This is a genomic window from Brenneria tiliae (assembly GCF_023347575.1).
Classification (GTDB): Bacteria; Pseudomonadota; Gammaproteobacteria; order Enterobacterales; family Enterobacteriaceae; genus Brenneria; species Brenneria corticis.
The window spans coordinates 144883-163824 of the sequence record NZ_JAKPCB010000093.1 but is presented as its reverse complement, the minus strand read 5'-3'; the positions used below and the strand labels follow the sequence as shown (position 1 = coordinate 163824).

Below are 18942 nucleotides of genomic sequence, written 5' to 3'. Positions count from 1 at the left end.
GCGACTTAATTACCATTCAAGCGCGCCTTCGTCATTGGCGAAGGAACCCGTCGGGCCGCTATCGTCCAGCAACGCAAACCTGATCGCGACTTGCGCCGCTTCCTCAGGGGTTCTCTCGCCGTAGTGATTGGTTGCGTCGGTCGCGGTCAAACCGGGGCAGATAGCGTTGACCTTGATATTGCGATCGGCCAGTTGCCTGGCGTAGCTGAGGGTCAGGGAATTGAGCGCCGCTTTCGATGCCTGATAGGTCGGCATATAAACGTCGGCATAAATCCAGTCGGGCTGACTGCGTTTGGTGAAAGAGGCCAGAATCGAAGAGACGTTGACAATCCGCGCCTGCTCAGACTTTTCCAGCAGCGGGATCATCGCGTCCGTCAATGCGGCGGTGCCCACCACGTTGGTTTCGAAGGTGCGCGACAGTTTTTCCCGAATGGGTGGTTCAGGGGAGAAATCCATACTGATGCCGGCGTTGTTGATCAGAATATCCAGACGACCGTATTTCTGCTGAATCAGCGCGGCCAGATTATCGATGGTTGCCTGATTGGTGGTGTCCAGTTCAACCGCCTCTACGGAAACATTCTGCGTACCGATGCTCTCGGCAACCTCACGTCCCGCCTGTAAGTTTCGTGCGCCCAACAGGACTTTTACTCCCCGTTGAGCGAGTCCCTGCGCTATCGCTTTACCAATTCCTCTGGTCGCGCCGCTAACGAGCGCAATCGGCTGAGTATTACTCATGATATCTCCATCTGATTTTTTATGTGGCAAACAGTCAGTACATGTTGATGATCCGCAGGTCCGTCACTTCCTGTGAAGATAAACGGACAGAATCAATAGGGTGAGGACGATCGCTGGGGCAATCGCATGCGTATATTCACCGTGGTAAATAACGGTGGCGGCGGCTGAAAACATGATGCCGATGGCGATAATGCTTCCAACCAGCCGGCTGGCTTTTCTCGCGATAAGGATCGCCGCGACCAACTCGAAAAAACCCGTCACCAGGTGAAACCAATGGGGATAGCCCCACCTGGCGAAATCATCGGCAATAGGCTGGGGCGCGATGATGTTGCCGATTCCGCCGACCACGAAAAAGGCGACTAATGCATAAGCAAGCCACTGCTTTGCGCTAATCTTACTCATTGTCTATATCCTTGATTGTTGCGGCCAGAAAAAGCGTGACGCTTATGGCGACCGTGCTCCGGTCCTGTTCCTCGGTGGTTTCCAATCCGCCGGTTAGCATCTGCATCTGCGTTTCCGCGGTAACCATATGGATGAATGCATATGACAGGGCCGAGGCATCAAGGCTTTGCCGCAATGCGCCCTGAGCCTGTTGGCGCAGAATCCAGGTCTCAAGTATCGACTTGGCATTCTGATGGCCGGCGAGCCAGATGGCGCGCGACAGATGCGGAAAACGTTTACCTTCGGCAATCATAAGGCGGTGTAATTCGAGCGTTCGGGGTTGTTTGATAATGCGCAGAAGTTCCTGGCCGAATTTCTCCAATGTTTGCCTGATACAGGTATCAGACAGCACCAGTGACTCAAGAGGGGCGGCCAGTTTCTTGCACTCTTCAGCGATGACCGCGGTAAAAAGTCCCTCTTTACCACCAAAACGCTCATAAATATTACGCCGCGATCCGCCTACCTGCTGGATGAGCCTATCCATGGAAGCCGCTTCATAACCATGTTCAAGAAAGAGCTCGGTTGCTGAGTTGGTGAGCTTTTTAAGCCGTTCCACTCCTTTGGCCCGCAGCGCTTTTCCTGGCGAACCAGGGCGTGTTGTTTCAATATCCATCATAATTAAACATAACCCTTACATCTATTACGGTACGGCAACGTACCATACCATAATTTTTTTCAAGGTGTTCACTCAGGGCAAGAAAATAACGGGCAATTTTGTTACGGCCTGAGTCTGCTCGGCCTCGACAGTGCGGCGCCGTGCGTTCAGAGAACTGCCGGCCGGCTGGGGGCATACAACGAGGTGCGGCGCAGCAGGTTTTTCGACGCCGTTGATAGAGAAGAACGCGATCCGCGCACTTGCCTGGGCAAGCTAATCATATGTTGGCGCGGACATATCGATACTGGACACGTCTCTCTGATGGCGGCGATCCAGACAGGGTTTGCAGACCGGAGCAACCAAAACCGGCGAGGATAAATCCTCCCCTGTCGGACCGCCATAGACGGGCGTACCAGCCAATTAAGCTGATGGACAATATCTATGGGGCTGCAAATCTCCACCCGATGGCTTTTGCCAAGGGGGAATATCATGCGGCAAGTCTCTGCCCCTACTGGCTGGCCCTTATACATCCTTCCAAGGGTTGATAACGGTCAGGCCGGCGGTCTGGAAAGGGCCGGTGTCACGAGTGGCAACGCTAAATCCGTTGGCGACGGCGACGGCCGCAATGCATGCGTCGGCAGTGTCAATCCCCCGGCCAGCAGCGCGAACCTTGGCCAGCAACTCGGCATAGGCATTGGTGCAGGCCATATCGAACGGCAGCACGCGCCCGACGAACATGGGCAACACTCTTTTTTCCAGGTTCTCATGCAGGATGGAACGGCGCTTGCCAGCCGGCAGCAGCGCCACGCCGGCGCGCAGCTCGGCCACGGTGATTGCGGACAGGTAGAGCGTTTCCAGGGGGGGCTCGTCGATCCAGTCGATGACGCGGACTTCGGGCGCGGGGCGAAGCGGCTCCGACACCAGGTTGGTATTGAGCAGTATCATTCAAAGCTCGCTGCACGGGCCGGTGTTTTGTCGCGTACGCTCTCGAAGATGGCGAACTCTTCATCGGTCAGTTTGACCTTGCGGCCAATCTCGGCCAGCAGCGAACCCAGCTTGATCCGGCCTTGCGGCTTCACCGCAGACTCCAGGATGTCGCGCATTTCGGCCTCGATGCTGCGGCCGTGTTGAGCGGCACGCACGCGGATGGCGCGATGTACCTCATCGGGCACATTTCGAACGGTAATGGATGGCATCTTTCAAAACCTCGAATTGATATATATTCTTGCCATTTAGCAAAATGCAAGCATTGCTGCAATTGTCATCTTCCGTCATCGGCTGCGCCTTTTCTTCCTTTATATGCAAAATGCAGAGCTTTCTGCTTTTTAAGTAACATACTACGCTGTATTTTTCCCGTATATCGGTCAAATAGAGAGTAAGAGAGTGATGAAATCAATCAGAGGCGTAGCGAGTTCCGTTGGTTTGGCGATTTTTATGATGGCAGGCTACGTTCAGGCAGCAAGTTTGCAGGATTCGCTTTCCAGTGCGATTGGTCAATTAGGTCAGAATAGTTCTTCATCGGGAAGCCAGAGCGGATTGGCGGGGCTGCTCAACGGCGGCAATCAGACGCTGAGTGCCGGCAATATGAACAACGCTGCCGGGATTCTGCAATACTGTGTGGAGCAAAAACTGGTTTCAGCAACCAATACCGAAAACGTTAAAACCCAATTGTTGGATAAGCTTGGTCTTGCTTCCCAGCAGGAGAAACAACAACAGACCGACTATACGCAAGGGTTGGCCGGTCTTCTGAATACCAGCGACGGAAAACAGTTGAATCTGAATAGCATCGGGAATACTCCACTGGCCGAAAAGGTTAAAACCAAGGCCTGTGATGTGGTATTAAAGCAAGGCGCAAATTTTATTTCCTGATAAAGATCTTATTTTTAAGGGCCTATTGATTGGCCCTTATTGCGAAGATTAGATCTCAAAACCTTTCAGCGTCCGATCACTTGCATGGGCGGTTGTTATGGTTTTAGGTGTACGGTCCTACCAGTCCAGGTTTTCTCATCGCCATTTTTTTCATGATTATCGATCATTTCTTTATAGTTATCGGACCTACCGTAGCCAGGAAGGTTGATCACCCATGCCTCACGTCCATTTTTACTTACATCTTGAGCCAAAAAGACCGCACGTAAATGAGCTGAGGCAGTAGATTGCCCATGTCCCGAGGCACAGGGGCTGGCGTGGGTATCGCGGTAGATCAAAGCAGGCTATTGATCCATATCCATAGTGGAAGCGTTGCCATCGACAACAACGTCGTCAGACAAATAGCCGAGCTGGTTATCTGGCTGTCTTGCTGCGAGCGCGAAAATCCCAGCACGTTGACGCCGGAGGGATTGGCGGCCATCAGCACCAATACCCCGCGTGGCATGCCGCTAATGTCCAGCAGTATACATACCAGCAGAACCAGCAGCGGCATGGCGGCCAGTTTGGCGACGGTGATGCCGACCACATAGGCGTCAGGGCGAAGTCGATAGCCGGAGAGATTGGCCCCAAGTACGATCAGCGCACAGGGCAACGCCGCTTGCGCCAGCCAGGTTGCCAGTTTCATATTCCAGTCCGGCAGTATCAGTCCCGACAGATTAACTGCCGTTCCCAACAGCAGTCCGACGATCATCGGGTTGGCGAGGCTGGCTACCAGAACACAGGGTTTAAAGGGTACGCTACCGGCGAGGCAGCTATACAGGCTCTGAAAGCTGAACAGCAGCAGGCTGTGCACGGCGAGTACGGTAAATAGCAACACCAGACCGGTGTTGCCGTACAGCCCGCCCACCATTGCCAGGCCGATGAGGGCATTGTTGGAAAAGGAGGCGGTCAGGCCGAAAGGGGTCGGATGTCCCACGCTGCGATGGGCGAACAGGTTGACCACGGCGAAAATAAATAGCGCCGGAACGAAATAGGCCGCCAAGATCCTGATGTTCAGACCATCGTGCAGCGGCGCGTTAACCATCCCCGTAAACAGCACCATCGGCATAAACAGCTTGAAGGCCAGACCGCCCAGCACCTTGTTGGCATGGGGATCGAGCGTCCCCCGGAGGGCCAGAATATAACCCAGGATGATCAACAGAAAGACGGGCAGGATGGTTTGTGAAACGGTCACAGTAAAGGCTCCGATAAAACACGGGTGAATTATATTATTGCTGGACCATTTCCCCGCTGTCAGCGCAATTTTCGCCGCGCTGATGTCCTTGGCATACTAATTGCTATCACCCTATAACCTGGTGTTAAGCATGTGTGGTTATGTGCACGCCGTTCATTCCTTGGAGGTAAATCGAATGCAACTGCTTAATCTGCGTCAGATTGAAGTATTTCGGGCGGTCATGATCACCGGTTCGATCAACGGCGCCGCGCAACTTCTGTATGTGTCTCAGCCAGCGGTCAGTCGGATGCTCTCCCACACCGAGGCGCGTATTGGCTTCCAGTTGTTCGAACGGGTCAAGGGGCGACTATATCCTTCGCCGGAGGCGCGCTGTCTGTTCAATGACGTTGAGTCGGTGTACCGAGATATCCAGCGGGTAAACACTACGCTTCACAACCTGGTGCAGCAGCGCCACGGTGTGCTGCGCATTGCCAGCAGCCCCAGTCTGGGGCATCAATTGGTGCCAGACGCCATCGGTGCTTTCCGGCAGTGCAACGAAGATATCCTCGTCAGCCTGGAGTGTTTACGTCATATGCTGTTACGGGAGCGGTTGCTTGACCAGCAGGCGGATCTTGGCATTTCTCTGTTTCCTATTGATCATCCCAACTTACGCGCCGTTCCGCTGAGCTATATCCGGGGGATGGTGGTGTGTCCGGCGGATCATCCTTTGACCCGGATACCGGCAAACGAATTACCAGATGCGCTGGCGGAGATGCCGTTTATCGGTTATTCCGCCGATACCCCATTCCACAGTTTTATGAAGCAGGCTTTCGAACGGGTGGGATTGCCGTATCGGCCGAGTATTGATGTCGATTCCCCGCACCATGCCTGCGCGCTGGTGAAAAATGGCACCGGTTTTTCGGTGGTTGATGAAATTTCCTTCCGTGCATCGGGCGCAGAGCGTATGGCGGTACTGCCGATACTTAACGAAGAACGCCTGACCATCAGCCTGGTGCATTTGCGGCATGAACCTCTGGCGCAATTTGCGCTGATGTTTGTCGAGCATCTGCGCAGCACGTTGGCTGCGGGCGGCTTTCACCTGTTCAATATGGATTAACTTCAGGTTAAGCAAGGACCACATATTGGTATACGACATAGCGCTCTGAACCTCCCACAATGACCCTAAGCAATGCAAAAAGGGTTGCCGGCATCGGGTCGGCCTGATGGAGGAATAGTGCATGCGCGAAATCGTAATTGGCGGGGCCCAGTTGGGAGCGATCCAAAAAAACGACTCAAGAGAGGGTGTGGTCCAACGGATGCTGGCATTACTGGAACAGGCACGGCAGCAGGGGTGTGAACTGGTCGTGTTCCCTGAGCTGGCCCTGACGACGTTTTTTCCACGTTGGTATATGGAAGATCAGCGCGAAGTCGATAGCTGGTTCGAGCGCGAAATGCCGAGTGGCGTGACGCGTCCATTATTCGATTTTTCCCGCGAGCACAGCATTGCCATAACCTTTGGTTACGCCGAACTGACCCCCGATGGGCATCACTACAACACCTCAATCGTTACCGATCGTCAGGGCAACATCGTTGGCAAATACCGCAAGGTACATCTGCCGGGGCACGTTGAGTTCGACCCGCATCGTGATTTTCAGCATCTGGAAAAACGCTATTTCGAACCTGGCGATCTTGGTTTTCCGACCTGGGAAAACCAGGGGGCGGTGATGGGCATGTGCATCTGTAACGATCGCCGCTGGCCGGAAACCTATCGCGTTATGGGGTTACAGGGCGTAGAGCTGATCACTCTGGGCTACAACACGCCTTCAGTCAATTCACAGCAACGTGAGGAAGGCGAAACGCAACGGTTGTTCCATTCCGAACTCTGCATGCAGGCCGGCGCTTACCAGAACGCTACCTGGGTGGTAGGGGTGGCGAAGGCCGGGGTAGAGGATGGATTCCCACTGATGGGCGGTAGCGTGATCGTTGATCCCAACGGTTTTGTGGTGGCCAGAGCCAGCGGGCGGGGCGATGAGCTGATTTCCCACCGTTGCGACATGGATCTGTGCCGGTTTGGCAAGAGCACCATCTTCAACTTCGCCCGTCACCGACGCATCGAACACTACGGCATTATTACCCGTCAGACCGGCGTTGAACGCCCCTGACCCGGAGATATCGAGCCATGCGCACGTATAGCCGGGTGGTGAATTTATCGCTGAAAATGAGGTGAAAATTACGATCTTCGACTGCGGTTTCGGGCGTCCGGCATTGTCACATTGCATTGCACACACCGCAATTCCCGACACCAGGGTTTGCCATTTACTGGAGTGTTAACAATGAAACCATATCCGTCCTGTTTTTTGATCGCCTGTCTGCTTTCGATCGGCCTGAGCGCCGCCATCACCTCCCCGTCCGCTATGGCGGCGGAGAAAACGTTGCGTGCGGTGATGTCATCTTCATTGCGCGTGCTGGACCCGATCGCGACGACGGCGCAGATCACCCGTAATCACGGCTATATGATTTACGACACCCTGATTGGCATGGACGAAGAGCTGGCGCCTAAGCCGCAAATGGCCGAATGGACCGTTTCGCCGGATGATCTGACTTACACCTTTACCCTGCGTGACGGTCTGCTATGGCATGACGGCAAACCGGTGACCGCTACCGATTGTGTCGCCTCTCTCAAACGCTGGGCGCGCTACGATGTCGGCGGCCAACTGATGATGAAGTACACCGACAGCATTACTGCCACCAATGATAAAACTATCACCCTGAAGCTGGCTAAACCCTTCGGATATGTGCTGCAACTGCTGGCGAAGCCTTCGTCGGTTGCGGCATTTATGATGCCGGAGCGGGTGGCCAACACGCCGGACGGCAAAATGATCGCTGACTACACCGGTTCCGGTCCGTATAAGTTTGTCGCCAGTGAATTTGATCCCGGTAATCGCGTGGTTTACGAAAAATTCCAGCAATACGTGCCGCGCAAAGAGCCTGCCAGCGGCACCGTGGGCGGCAAGGTGGTGAAGGTGGATCGTGTCGAATGGATCAACATGCCGGACCGGATGATGGCAATCAATGCGTTATCATCCGGCGACATCGACTTTATCGAACAGTTGCCGATCGATCTGCTGCCGATGGTGCAGGCCGATCCGAATCTCAAGTTCGGCACCTTGAGCAAACTGGGTTCGATGACCGGTGGACGGATGAACTTTCTTTATCCGCCATTTGACAACCCTGACATCCGCCGCGCCGCTTTGTTGGCGATGAGCCAGAAAGATGTGCTCGATGCGCTGGTGGGCAACCCGCAGTACTTCAAGCTATGCGCGTCGGTATTCGGCTGCGGCACGGCTCTGGAAAGCCAGGCTGGCGGAGAGTCGCTGCTTAGCGGCGGTGATCTTGAAGCGGCCAAAGCACTGCTGAAGAAAACCGGTTACGACGGTACGCCGGTGGTGATCATGCAGCCGACCGACGTGCCGAGCCAGGCGTCGCAACCTGTGGTCGCGGCTCAGGCGCTGCGCAAGGCCGGTTTTAAAGTGGATTTGCAGCCGATGGACTGGCAGACCCTGGTGTCGCGTCGGGCCAATCCGAACCCGCCGTCACAGGGCGGCTGGAACCTGTTCTTCACCTACTGGAATGCTGAAACCATCTGGAACCCGGTGGTCAATCCGATGCTCGATGGCGGTGGGCGCAAGGGTGCATGGTTTGGCTGGCCGACCGACCCACAGATGAATCAACTAAAAGTGGATTTCGCCACCGCGACCGATCCGGCAAGGCAGAAAGAGATTGCCGTCGAGATCCAGAAGCGAGCGATGGATCAGGTCAGCTACATTCCCCTGGGGCAATTCTATGATGTGGCGGTGTGGAGCAGACATATCAGCCACTTACTGACCGGCCCTTCTACGGTGTTCTGGAACGTCGAGAAAAGCGACTAACTGTCGGACAAAGACTACTGCCGGAGGTTCCTGTGTCTGGTTACTTCATTCGCCGCGTGCTGGCGGCCATCCCGGTGATGCTGGTGGTGGCGCTGTTTGTCTTCCTGTTGCTGCGGTTGTCGCCGGGGGATCCGGCGGCGATCATTGCTGGCGACATGGCGACCCCACAGCAGTTGGAAGCGATTCGTGAAAGTCTGGGATTGAACCAGCCGCTGTATCAGCAATTTTTTGTCTGGATCTCGCAGTTGTTGCATGGCGACTTCGGCACTTCCCTTATGGCCCAGACGCCGGTGCTGACCATGATTGGCCAGCGCCTGGAACCGACCCTGAGCCTGGCGCTGGTGGCGATTTCCTTCACTATCCTGATCTCGGTGCCGCTCGGTGTGCTGGCGGCGTGGAAACACGGCAGTTGGATCGACAATCTGGTGATGTCTTCGTCGGTGCTGGGGTTTTCAGTACCGGTGTTTGTGATTGGCTACCTGCTGATTACCCTGTTTGCCATCGAATTGAAATGGTTGCCGGTACAGGGGTTTAGCAGCATCACCAATGGGATCTGGCCGTTCGTTCAGCGCATTATCTTACCGGCATTGACGTTGTCTTCGGTCTATATCGCCCTGGTGGCGCGGATGACCCGCGCCAGCGTGCTGGAAGTGTTAGGCGAAGACTATATTCGCACCGCCCGGGCTAAAGGATTGCCGGAGATCCATGTGCTGTTCCGCCATGCGCTGCGAAATTCGATGATCCCGATCCTGACGGTGATCGGCACCGGTTTCGCGCTGATGATCTCCGGCGTGGTGGTGACCGAAAGCGTATTTAATATCCCGGGGTTGGGGCGGTTGATTGTCGATGCGGTGCTGGCTCGTGACTACCCGGTGATCCAGGGCATGATCCTGCTGACCAGCGGGGTATATGTCATCATCAATCTGCTGATCGATCTGTCGTACGCGCTGAGCGATCCGCGGATTCGTTATTAAGGGTATGGCATGAGCAAACCTGTTTCTGCGATCTTGCCGACACCTCGGCGTCGTTTGGTAAAACCGCCACGCATTCCGCTGATGTCGGCCATTGCGTTGGTCATCCTGACGCTGATCGTTGGCATGGCAATATTTGCGCCCTGGCTCGCCAGCCACGATCCGCTGGCGCTGTCGCCGGCATTTCGCCTCAGGCCTCCTGGTGAGGAGTTTTGGTTAGGTACCGACGCCTATGGTCGCGATCTGTTTTCGCGCATTGTCCATGGCGCGCGTATCTCACTGATTGTCGGCCTGGGAGTCACGGCGATGAGCGTGCTGATTGGCCTGCCGTTGGGGTTGCTGGCGGGATACTTTCGCGGGCTGGATGCCGTGTTGATGCGGGTGATGGATGGCCTGATGGCGATCCCCGGCATCTTACTGGCAATTGCCATCGTCTCGTTGAGCAGCTCGGGCATCTGGACGGTGATGGTGGCGATTATGGTGCCGGAGATACCGCAGGTCGTTCGTTTGGTGCGCTCCCGGGTGCTGTCGGCGCGTGAAGAGCCTTACGTAGAGGCCGCAGTGTTAACGGGGACCTCTACCTTTAAGGTTCTCACCCGACACCTGATGCCTAATACACTGGCGCCATTGATTGTACAGAGTACCTATATCTGTGCATCGGCGATCCTGACCGAAGCGATTCTGTCATTTCTCGGCGCGGGCATCGGTACTGAAATTCCGACCTGGGGAAACATTATTTCCGAAGGCCGCGTCTACTTCCAGCTTAAGCCCTCGCTGGTGCTGTGGCCGGGTCTGGTTCTTTCTCTGTGTATTTTGTCGATTAACCTGTTGGGCGATGTGGTCAGCGATGCCCTCGATCCGCGGCTGAAGAAAAGGGGCGGCGAATGAGCGAACAACAAAACGATATCCTGCGTGTGGATTGCCTGTCTGTGAACACCGCGCAAGGTGCGCCGATTTTGCAGGATATCTCCTTCAGCATTCGCGCCGGGGAGACGCTGTGCCTGGTCGGTGAAAGCGGTTCGGGTAAGTCGGTGACATCGCTGGCGATGCTTGGTCTGCTGCCGAAAGGCGCGCTCAGGGTCGCGAGTGGACGCATTCTGCTGGATGGCGAAGACGTTTTGCGGGTCAGTAATGGACGACTCAAGGCACTGCGTGGCAGTCGCATGGCGATGATTTTCCAGGAACCGATGACCGCCCTTAACCCGGTGCTGACTGTGGGACGACAGATCGATGAAGTGCTGCAAACGCACACTGGTCTCAGCGCAGCGGAACGCTATGCTCGGGTGATGGATGCTCTGGCGCAGACGCATCTGCCGGATATTAACCGCGTCTATGGTGCGTATCCGCATCAGCTTAGCGGCGGCCAGCGCCAGCGTATTATGATCGCGATGGCGCTGGTGCTCGAACCTCGCCTGTTGATTGCCGATGAGCCGACCACTGCGCTTGACGTAACCACGCAGCAACAGATCCTCAAATTGATCCGCGAACTACAGCAAAAGCACGGCACCGCGGTGTTGTTTATCACCCACGATATGGGCGTGGTGGTGGATATCGCCGATCGCGTCTGCGTGATGCGCCAGGGAAATATCGTCGAATGCGGCGCCTTGCAGCAGGTACTGTCGCAACCGCGTGAGGATTATACCAAAGCCCTTCTGGCTGCGGTGCCTAGCTTGGCGCCAAGGCCCGCACGCCAGGCGACCAGCGCGCAGGTCGTCCTTGATGTTGTTGAACTGGGCAAAATCTACCCTCCCAAAGGTGGCGCACTGAGCTGGTTCGGCAAGCGGCGCGAGGGCACGCGTGCGTTGCATGACGTGACATTCAGCCTTAAGCGCGGCCGCACGTTGGGCATTGTCGGCGAAAGCGGTTCCGGCAAGTCGACGATGGCGCGTTGTGTGATGCGCCTGCTGACCCCTGACGAAGGGGCGATACGCATCACCGGTAACGATATTTCCGAACTCTCTACCGCTGGGCTCAAACCTCATCGCAAACGCATCCAGATGGTCTTCCAGGACCCTAACCGTTCGCTCAATCCGCGCATCAGCATTGGCAAGAGCCTAGTGGAAGGCCCGATGAACCATGGCGTCTCTTTTGCTCAGGCCTGGGCACGTGGTCAGCAACTGCTGGAGCTAGTCGGACTGCCGACTGACGCCATTGATCGTTTCCCGCATCAATTTTCCGGTGGACAGCGGCAACGTATCGCCATTGCCCGTGCGCTGGCGATGGAGCCGGACGTGATCGTCGCCGATGAGGCGGTGTCGGCGCTCGACGTCTCGGTGCAGGCTCAAGTGCTGCAATTGCTCGACGACATCCAGCGGCGACTGGGCGTCGCCATTTTATTTATCACCCACGATCTGCGGGTGGCGGCACAGCTGTGTGACGACGTGCTGGTGATGCAGCACGGCGAGGTGATCGAGTACGGAGCGGCAGCCGATGTGCTGGTGTCGCCGCAGCATCCCTATACCCAACAATTGATGGAGGCGGTTCCCGGCAAAGGCTGGGATTTCGCCTCAGGCCGGAGGATCTGACTATGGCGTTTGATTTGCTGTTCCGCGCAGTCACGGTGGTTGATGGCAGCGGCGCCGAGCCGTATGTCTCTGACGTCGCGATTGGTGGCGATCGGATTGCCGCCATCGGCAATCTCGAGGGTCAGGCTGCTCAGCGAGCGATCAACGGCAACGGGCGCTGCCTGATGCCGGGTTTTATCGACGTCCACACCCACGACGACACCAATGTCATTCATCACCCGGAGATGCTCGCCAAAATTTCGCAGGGAGTTACCACGGTGATCGTCGGCAATTGCGGCATCAGCGCTTCACCGGTAAGTTTGCCGGGCACGCCGCCGGATCCGATGAACTTGCTGGGAGCGCAGGAGGCATTTGTCTATCCGACCTTTCAGCATTATGCCTATGCGGTTGAGCTCGCATGCCCGAGTGTCAACGTGGCGGCGTTGATCGGCCATACCGCGCTGCGAGCTAACGTTATGGCACAATTCGATCGCCCGGCGACGAGCGGAGAACTGGAGCAAATGTGCTCGGCGCTGCAAGACGCCCTTGAGTCTGGCGCTATCGGTCTCAGCTCCGGACTGGCTTATACCAACGCTAAACGGGCGCCGCCGTCGGAGATACAGCCTCTGGTGGATATCGTCGGTGAGTACGGAGCGCTGTACACCACCCATATGCGTAATGAGCACGACGGTCTACTGGACTCGTTAGAGGAGTCGTTCACTACCGCGCGCAATGCCGGAGCGGCTCTGGTGATCTCACATCTTAAGTGCGCCGGTGCGGGCAACTGGGGCCGTGCTCCGTTGGCGCTGGCCGCGCTGGAAAAAGCCGCCAGTAAGCAGTCATGCAACTGCGATTGCTATCCGTACTCGGCCAGTTCCACCACGCTTGACGCCTGGCGCGTCGACGGAAAAATGGAGATCTACATCACCTGGTCGGAGCCGCATCCGGAGATGGCCAGACAGACACTGCGGGAGATTGCCGCGCAATGGGGCATAGACCAGTGGCAAGCGACTGAGCGCCTGCGCCCGGCCGGGGCGATTTACCATATGATGAGTGAAGAGGATGTACGCAAGATCCTTGCCCATCCACTTTCGATGATTGGTTCTGACGGTTTGCCTGGCGATCCTAATCCTCACCCGCGGCTATGGGGCACTTTCCCTCGCGTGCTGGCGCACTACTGCCGCGATCTGCAATTGTTCAAGCTCGCCGAAGCGGTGCGCAAGATGACCGGCATGCCGGCTACCCGCTTTCGTTTGCAAGATCGCGGCGTTGTGCGCGAAGGGGCGTTTGCCGATTTAACCTTGGTGGATATGGCGCGGATTGAGGACGTTGCAACCTACAGCGATCCCTGCCGACAAGCTCCGGGCATCGATCTGGTGGTGGTTAACGGTGTGGTGAGTTACGAAGATGGACAGGTACAAGGACGACAGGGGCGATTGCTAAAACGACGGCCGGTGGGGTTGAATGGATAGGTATCTGTGGAAAGCCAGCATTGTACTGCATCTGTACCGCACTCTCTGCGGTATGGATTTCTTTCTCGTTTACCGGCGTTAGCGGTTTTGTTGTGACCTTTTTTTCGTTATTCGTGGCATTTTACGTGTTCGTTTTTTTCCAGAAAAGATCGGGCGGTGATATACATGAGCTGGTTCACTGGAACTGCGCAAAAAGCCCGCCCATCCCGTAAATGGAATGACTTCTATCAGTTATCGCTGTGGACTGCAGAACAGGTATGACGGCTGGTGGTTAAAATTTAAGAGATTGCAAAGGTTTCAGAGCCTGCTTTAGTGTTAATATCGGTGCATAGTGTCGTGTTATTTACACGTATATCATTGCCGGAGATGAACGATGACAGCTAAAGAACGAAACACGCAGAGCGTGACAATGGCGGTGGAGCGTACCTTACTGGCCCGGGCTCGTGAAGCTGGCATTAACTTGAGTGCTACCCTAACTGCCGCCCTGGATTCTGAGCTTCGCCATCATGAAGCGAAAAAATGGCAGGAAGAGAACATGGAAGCGATCGAAGCATTAAATCGTTTTAATGATGAGCAGGGTTGTTTCAGCGATGAATACAGGACGTTTTAGCCATGCAATTCACTGTATATGGTAATACCGGGAAAAGCGTCGTTTACCCTCTGTTGCTCGATGTAACGAGCGATATTATTGGACAGTTAAACCGCCGGATAGTGATCCCATTGTTGCCTGCTGAAAAGTTTCCGGGAGGGCGCCGCCCGGATCGCCTTGTTCCTTTAATCAGACTGACGGACGGAAACGAGTATGCTGTTATGACCCATGAACTGGCAAGTATACCTGTCCGGGCCCTGGGGGCTGTGTTCTGTGATGCTTCGCAGTACCGTACTCAGGTAAAGGCCGCAATAGATTTTCTCATTGACGGAATTTAACATTTCTTTTTGGCTTGATTGGATAGCCTTATTGACCGTATTTTCACACATCGTCTTGTGCGGGTTATGGTCGCCGGGGAACACCAGCTCCTGAAGGCCAAAAATTTCCCTTATCTGTTTAAGGATATAGATAGCCTGTCAGGACAATGGCACAATATACGGCGTACGTATTTTTACTCCACGTCAGGAATAGCGTATATCGCTGATGGCTTCACAGTTGGCGGAAAGGGACCAGGTTTTATTTCTGAAATCAATTTCCGGCTATCGGGCAAAACGCAGTTCGCTGGAGCGGATAAACGGGTGGAGGGTGAGCGATGCCGCCAAACGGGTTAATTTCCGCTCCTACTGATAGCCATCAAATAGAAAGCAAAAAGCCCGCTCAGGTTTCCCTGAGCGGGCTTTTCAAAATCTGGCTCCCCTGACTGGGATCGCCTTTGCCAGTAACTGGCTAACAAATAAGCTAAACCTGCATTCTTATCCTGTCAAGACCACCATAATGACCACCAATCGACGCTGATGAGAGAATGGCTGGGATGTAGTTACTTATTGTTGGAATTCGGGGCATGCTGCGGCATCAATTCAATGATCCAATCAATAAAAACTCGCAGTTTGGCGTTGACATGGCGGTTCGGCGGAAACGCCAGGTGCAGAGGCATTGGACTGATACGCCATTGTGTAAATAACGGAATTAAAGCGCCAACAGCCTGATGTGCTGCCGCCATATAGATTGGCAGCGCAATCACGCCTAACCCGGCTAACCCGGCTTCGAGGTAAGCATTGCCATCATCCACGGCAAGTACATAGCTGCCCGTGATTTCAATATGTTCACTCTCACAGTGCAGCGCCAGAGGCGCAATCTTACCGGTGCGTGAGGACAAGAATCCCACTATGCGATGGTCGGTGTTTTCCAGCTCTCGCGGATGCACAGGGGCGCCAAGGCGTTCCACATAACTCGGCGCGACGTACACGCCGATTTGCAAATCGCCGACATGGCGTGCGATCAGGGACTGGTCGTTGATTTCGCCACCGCGCAGGACGCAATCCACGTTGTCGCCGATCAGATCCACCACCCGGTCGCTCACGCCCATGTCGAACTGGATATCAGGGTAGCGTGCGTGGAAAGCCGGTAGCGCCGGCACCAGGACGAGGCGGGCCAGCGGACTGGGCACATCCACCCGTAGCCGCCCCCTGGGCGTAATCGCCGCGCTGGACAGGCTGTTTTCAGCATCCTCCATGTCCGCCAGCAGGCGGATGACGCGTTGGTAGTAAACCGCGCCATCGGGAGTGACGCCGAGCCTGCGGGTGGTGCGATGGAGCAACCTGACGCGCAGGCGCGCTTCCAACTGCTGAATGAGCTGCGTCACCGTGGTTTTACTCATATGCAGCGTTTGGGCAGCCTTTGTGAAGCTACCGGCCTCCACCACGCGAGCAAAGGCGCGCATCGCATCGAAACGATCCATTCCTTATCCTCTCTTTTCAGCGATTGTTTGGATTTTACAAACAATGGTGGACAAAGTCGCCTGTTTATCCGCCCGATCTGGCTCCTGTAAAGTGTCTTTATGTTCACCGGGTGGATTTCGCCCCATTGCAAAGGTACAAATATGACGGCACGCGAAGCAGTTTTTCCCGTCGGTCGGCAGGCGCTCTATGAGCGCAATCGCTATTCGCCGGCCATCAAATCCAACGGTTTCCTGTTCGTTTCGGGGCAGGTAGGTAGCCGCGAGGATGGTTCGCCTGAGCCCGATCTAAAAGCGCAGATCGGGCTGGCATTTGATAATCTTAATGCCGTTCTCACGGCGGCGGGCTGCACGTTTGATGACGTGGTTGACGTCACCCTCTTCGTCGTCGATCCTGAGTCGAACCTCGACGCTATCTGGAGCGTTCTGCCAGAATATTGGGGGGAGGCGCCTTACCCCACGTTGACCGGGATAGGCGTGACGTGGCTTTACGGATTCCAGTTTGAGATTAAAGTGATTGCCAGGCTGCCGTAAGCGCTACGGAGCCGTGCGGCAGCGAGCGGCGGTTGTGACCGCCGAGCGGTCAGAGAGACGGAGGAATACTTATGAAAGCAGCGGTTTATGACGTACAGGGCGCGCCCGGCGTCCTGAAATATGTCGATATCCCCGATCCGGTTGCAGGACCTGACGACGTCCTGATTTCTGTCGAGGCTATCTCGATTGAAGGGGGGGATCTGATCAACCGCCGTTCAACGCCGCCGCCTCATCCTTCATGGGTCGTCGGCTACGCGGCCGCGGGCACGATTGTCGCTGTCGGATCGAACGTCCGCAGCCGTACGGTTGGGGAGCGGGTCGCTGCTTTTAACATGCAGGGGTCGCATGCGGCGCTGTGGGCTGTGCCCGCGGAACGAACGTGGCTGATACCCGATGGCGTGGGGGCGGCAGAAGCGGCGGTGCTACCGATCTCTTTCGGCACCGCGCATCACTGTCTTTTCACGCGGGGCATGCTTCGCCACGGAGAAACCGTCCTTATTCAGGCGGCAGCCGGCGGCGTGGGTCTCGCCGCCGTGCAGCTTGCCTCACAGGCGGGCGCGACGGTCATCGCCGTGGCAAGCGGAACGCAACGCAGGAGCTGTCTGCTTGAACTGGGTGCCGACCATGTCGTGGATCGCGCCGTGGATAACGTGGTGGACAGCGTCCGACGGTTCACCCACGGCGCCGGTGTTGACCTCGTCATCGATCCCGTGGGGACGACGCTGCCTGCTTCACTTTCTGCACTTGCTGCGGAAGGTCGTCTGGTCTTCGTCGGTAATGCGGATGGCGGCAGCCTGACTGTCGACCTGTGGCCGCCAATGCAGTCTAACCAGACGCTCATGGGGGTATTTATGGGACCTCTTTTTGCAAGGCCCGCAGTTCGCTCAAGCGTGGACGACATGCTGCAGGCCGTAGCGGCAGGGCGCATCAGGGTTGTCATCGACCGCGTATTCCCCCTGGCCAACGCTGCCGAGGCTCACGAATTCGCCGAGACCGCGAAACCGCTGGGCCGCATCGTGATGAAGCCATGAGGCGGGTTTGAGCTGCCTGACGTCAGGCAGGGAGACTGTTAGCATCCCGCTAAAACGAACCATTCACTTTTAGCGATCTTTTGTCATGGTCCTCAGTTTTATTGCTGAAATAAGAATTTTATTATCAACATCTCTCATCGGTATTAAATCGGTTAAGACGATAATAATGACATGGTTAGTAAATAACGGTAATGACTTTGTCTGTATCGAGGTGATAATAACCGGTGCGCTGGAATCCAGCTGGAAGCGCGGGCGTCAGGGCGTGCGTCAGCTGGATACTGAAGGTTTGATTGCGCGTGTTTATATCGGTAATTATAGCGCTTTCAAAACCGAAAACTTTTCTCACCTGGGGATATAGCGCCTTATAGAGACTCTCTTTTGCCGAAAACGCGATGTGTAATGCAGTGTTATAATCTATTTCACTTTTCGCCAGGCGTTTTCGCTCACTTTCTTGAGCGATCGTTTCGGCTATTTCGTCCAGCGCTTCGGGGTTAAAATTCTCAATATCAATACCGAGCAAGTATCCTTTATTTTGCGGGGCGATAACCGCGATTGCACAGCATTCTGTATGAGAAATAGAACCAAGCCATCCCTCTGGCCATATGGGCGCCCCTTCCGCTGATTTGGCGACCTGCGCATAAATTTGCCTTTCGTTTAATAGCGTTTGCGTGGCAAGACGCCCGCACAGATATTCGCAGCGACGCTTTACTACCGCGGCGAAGAGCTTTTCTGGAAACGGTATCGAATGCTCCGTGAATCGCTCATCGCGATAGCTGCTTGTTTGAAACGCTATCTCACAAACACCTATTGAGGGTTGGTGAATAAGATGGCCGGTTTTATGTGAGCGAATGAATTTGCCATCAGGTAGCTTTTTTGTAAACACAAACATGATTAAAGTCAGACCATGGTTGAAGCTGGGGACATATTCTATTTAGGCTATACGGAGCAGCGTGTTTTAGCAATTTTATTGTGGTTTAAGATGTAAGGCGTCGGCTGGGGAAAATCAGCCTGTTTGCCAGACCGGGCATTTGTCGGGGATGCGGCGAACACTTATCCACGTCATTAAAATGGATATCCGGCGCCTGCAGCGCTGAGCGGGACGGTTTTGAATTTCACAACCTTTCTGAGTGAAGAGCACATATTCGGTGCTGTTATTTAGCCCTTCGCATATTCAAATGTCTTAAGGCATAACTTATAACGCATGACGGCAGACAGTGATTAAAACCAACATATCTCCTCATTGGCAAGGAAATAGCCAAAACCTGTT

General features: G+C 55.2%; 20 protein-coding genes and 1 pseudogene. 12 read left to right on the top strand and 9 right to left on the bottom strand.

Features of this window, described 5'->3' with window-relative positions; translation table 11 throughout:
- Window positions 1-9: 9 nt before the first annotated feature.
- The 5 genes from MFP24_RS07765 to MFP24_RS07745 all read right to left on the bottom strand — a co-directional run bounded on the left by MFP24_RS07765 (window position 10) and on the right by MFP24_RS07745 (window position 2967).
- Window positions 10-735: an SDR family oxidoreductase gene (locus MFP24_RS07765; protein WP_249232862.1), complete on the bottom strand. Its 726-nt coding sequence runs from the start codon at window positions 733-735 to the stop codon at window positions 10-12.
- Window positions 736-798: 63 nt separating this feature from the next.
- Window positions 799-1137: a DoxX family protein gene (locus tag MFP24_RS07760; protein ID WP_249232861.1), complete on the bottom strand. Its 339-nt coding sequence runs from the start codon at window positions 1135-1137 to the stop codon at window positions 799-801.
- Entirely contained in the window at window positions 1130-1792 is a 663-nt protein-coding gene (locus MFP24_RS07755) for a TetR/AcrR family transcriptional regulator (RefSeq protein WP_249232860.1), read from the bottom strand. Before MFP24_RS07755 ends, MFP24_RS07760 begins: the two co-directional genes overlap by 8 nt.
- A 501-nt stretch (window positions 1793-2293) precedes the next feature.
- A complete protein-coding gene (locus MFP24_RS07750) occupies window positions 2294-2716 on the bottom strand; it encodes a type II toxin-antitoxin system VapC family toxin (protein ID WP_249232859.1) in 423 nt (140 codons plus the stop codon).
- Window positions 2713-2967: a FitA-like ribbon-helix-helix domain-containing protein gene (locus tag MFP24_RS07745; protein ID WP_249232858.1), complete on the bottom strand. Its 255-nt coding sequence runs from the start codon at window positions 2965-2967 to the stop codon at window positions 2713-2715. The genes MFP24_RS07750 and MFP24_RS07745 overlap by 4 nt, the downstream gene beginning before the upstream one ends.
- A gap of 190 nt (window positions 2968-3157) precedes the next feature.
- On the opposite strand from MFP24_RS07745, the gene MFP24_RS07740 reads away from it, so the two are divergent.
- Window positions 3158-3640 (top strand): YjjA family protein, encoded by a 483-nt coding sequence (locus tag MFP24_RS07740; RefSeq protein WP_249232857.1) that lies wholly within the window; start codon window positions 3158-3160, stop codon window positions 3638-3640.
- A 331-nt stretch (window positions 3641-3971) separates the two neighbouring features.
- On the opposite strand, the gene MFP24_RS07735 is transcribed toward MFP24_RS07740, so the two are convergent.
- Window positions 3972-4871 carry an AEC family transporter gene (locus tag MFP24_RS07735; protein ID WP_249232856.1) on the bottom strand — a complete coding sequence of 300 codons (900 nt, stop codon included), beginning with the start codon at window positions 4869-4871 and terminating at the stop codon, window positions 3972-3974.
- Between the two features lie 175 nt (window positions 4872-5046).
- Between MFP24_RS07735 and MFP24_RS07730 the strand changes: the two genes are divergently transcribed.
- From MFP24_RS07730 to MFP24_RS07690, 9 genes are all read left to right on the top strand, one after another.
- On the top strand, window positions 5047-5967 hold the full coding sequence (locus tag MFP24_RS07730; protein WP_249232855.1) for a LysR substrate-binding domain-containing protein: 921 nt from the start codon (window positions 5047-5049) through the stop codon (window positions 5965-5967).
- Between the two features lie 121 nt (window positions 5968-6088).
- Window positions 6089-7012 carry an N-carbamoyl-D-amino-acid hydrolase gene (locus MFP24_RS07725; RefSeq protein WP_249232854.1) on the top strand — a complete coding sequence of 308 codons (924 nt, stop codon included), beginning with the start codon at window positions 6089-6091 and terminating at the stop codon, window positions 7010-7012.
- 171 nt (window positions 7013-7183) lie between these two features.
- Complete coding sequence (locus MFP24_RS07720; RefSeq protein WP_249232853.1) at window positions 7184-8779, top strand: ABC transporter substrate-binding protein; 1596 nt, start codon at window positions 7184-7186, stop codon at window positions 8777-8779.
- A gap of 32 nt (window positions 8780-8811) precedes the next feature.
- A complete protein-coding gene (locus MFP24_RS07715) occupies window positions 8812-9753 on the top strand; it encodes an ABC transporter permease (RefSeq protein WP_009113479.1) in 942 nt (313 codons plus the stop codon).
- 9 nt (window positions 9754-9762) lie between these two features.
- Complete coding sequence (locus MFP24_RS07710; protein WP_249232852.1) at window positions 9763-10638, top strand: ABC transporter permease; 876 nt, start codon at window positions 9763-9765, stop codon at window positions 10636-10638.
- The gene (locus MFP24_RS07705; protein WP_249232851.1) at window positions 10635-12275 is read left to right on the top strand and encodes an ABC transporter ATP-binding protein; all 1641 of its coding nucleotides are present in this window, start codon (window positions 10635-10637) and stop codon (window positions 12273-12275) included. Before MFP24_RS07710 ends, MFP24_RS07705 begins: the two co-directional genes overlap by 4 nt.
- Before the next feature lie 2 nt (window positions 12276-12277).
- Window positions 12278-13726 (top strand): N-acyl-D-amino-acid deacylase family protein, encoded by a 1449-nt coding sequence (locus tag MFP24_RS07700; RefSeq protein WP_249232850.1) that lies wholly within the window; start codon window positions 12278-12280, stop codon window positions 13724-13726.
- Between the two features lie 373 nt (window positions 13727-14099).
- Entirely contained in the window at window positions 14100-14336 is a 237-nt protein-coding gene (locus tag MFP24_RS07695; protein ID WP_249232849.1) for a type II toxin-antitoxin system CcdA family antitoxin, read from the top strand.
- A gap of 2 nt (window positions 14337-14338) precedes the next feature.
- A complete protein-coding gene (locus tag MFP24_RS07690; protein ID WP_249232848.1) occupies window positions 14339-14653 on the top strand; it encodes a CcdB family protein in 315 nt (104 codons plus the stop codon).
- 18 nt (window positions 14654-14671) lie between these two features.
- On the opposite strand, the pseudogene MFP24_RS07685 reads toward MFP24_RS07690, so the two are convergent.
- Together MFP24_RS07685 and MFP24_RS07680 are read right to left on the bottom strand one after the other, a co-directional pair.
- A pseudogene (locus tag MFP24_RS07685) lies at window positions 14672-14992 on the bottom strand (tyrosine-type recombinase/integrase); the annotation flags it as partial.
- A 200-nt stretch (window positions 14993-15192) separates the two neighbouring features.
- Complete coding sequence (locus MFP24_RS07680) at window positions 15193-16113, bottom strand: LysR family transcriptional regulator (protein ID WP_249232847.1); 921 nt, start codon at window positions 16111-16113, stop codon at window positions 15193-15195.
- A gap of 141 nt (window positions 16114-16254) precedes the next feature.
- On the opposite strand from MFP24_RS07680, the gene MFP24_RS07675 reads away from it, so the two are divergent.
- Together MFP24_RS07675 and MFP24_RS07670 are read left to right on the top strand one after the other, a co-directional pair.
- On the top strand, window positions 16255-16644 hold the full coding sequence (locus MFP24_RS07675; RefSeq protein ID WP_249232846.1) for a RidA family protein: 390 nt from the start codon (window positions 16255-16257) through the stop codon (window positions 16642-16644).
- A gap of 71 nt (window positions 16645-16715) precedes the next feature.
- Window positions 16716-17675, top strand: a complete 960-nt coding sequence (locus MFP24_RS07670) for a quinone oxidoreductase family protein (protein ID WP_249232845.1) — start codon at window positions 16716-16718, stop codon at window positions 17673-17675.
- A 175-nt stretch (window positions 17676-17850) separates the two neighbouring features.
- On the opposite strand, the gene MFP24_RS07665 is transcribed toward MFP24_RS07670, so the two are convergent.
- On the bottom strand, window positions 17851-18564 hold the full coding sequence (locus tag MFP24_RS07665) for a 4'-phosphopantetheinyl transferase family protein (protein WP_249232844.1): 714 nt from the start codon (window positions 18562-18564) through the stop codon (window positions 17851-17853).
- Window positions 18565-18942: the final 378 nt, after the last annotated feature.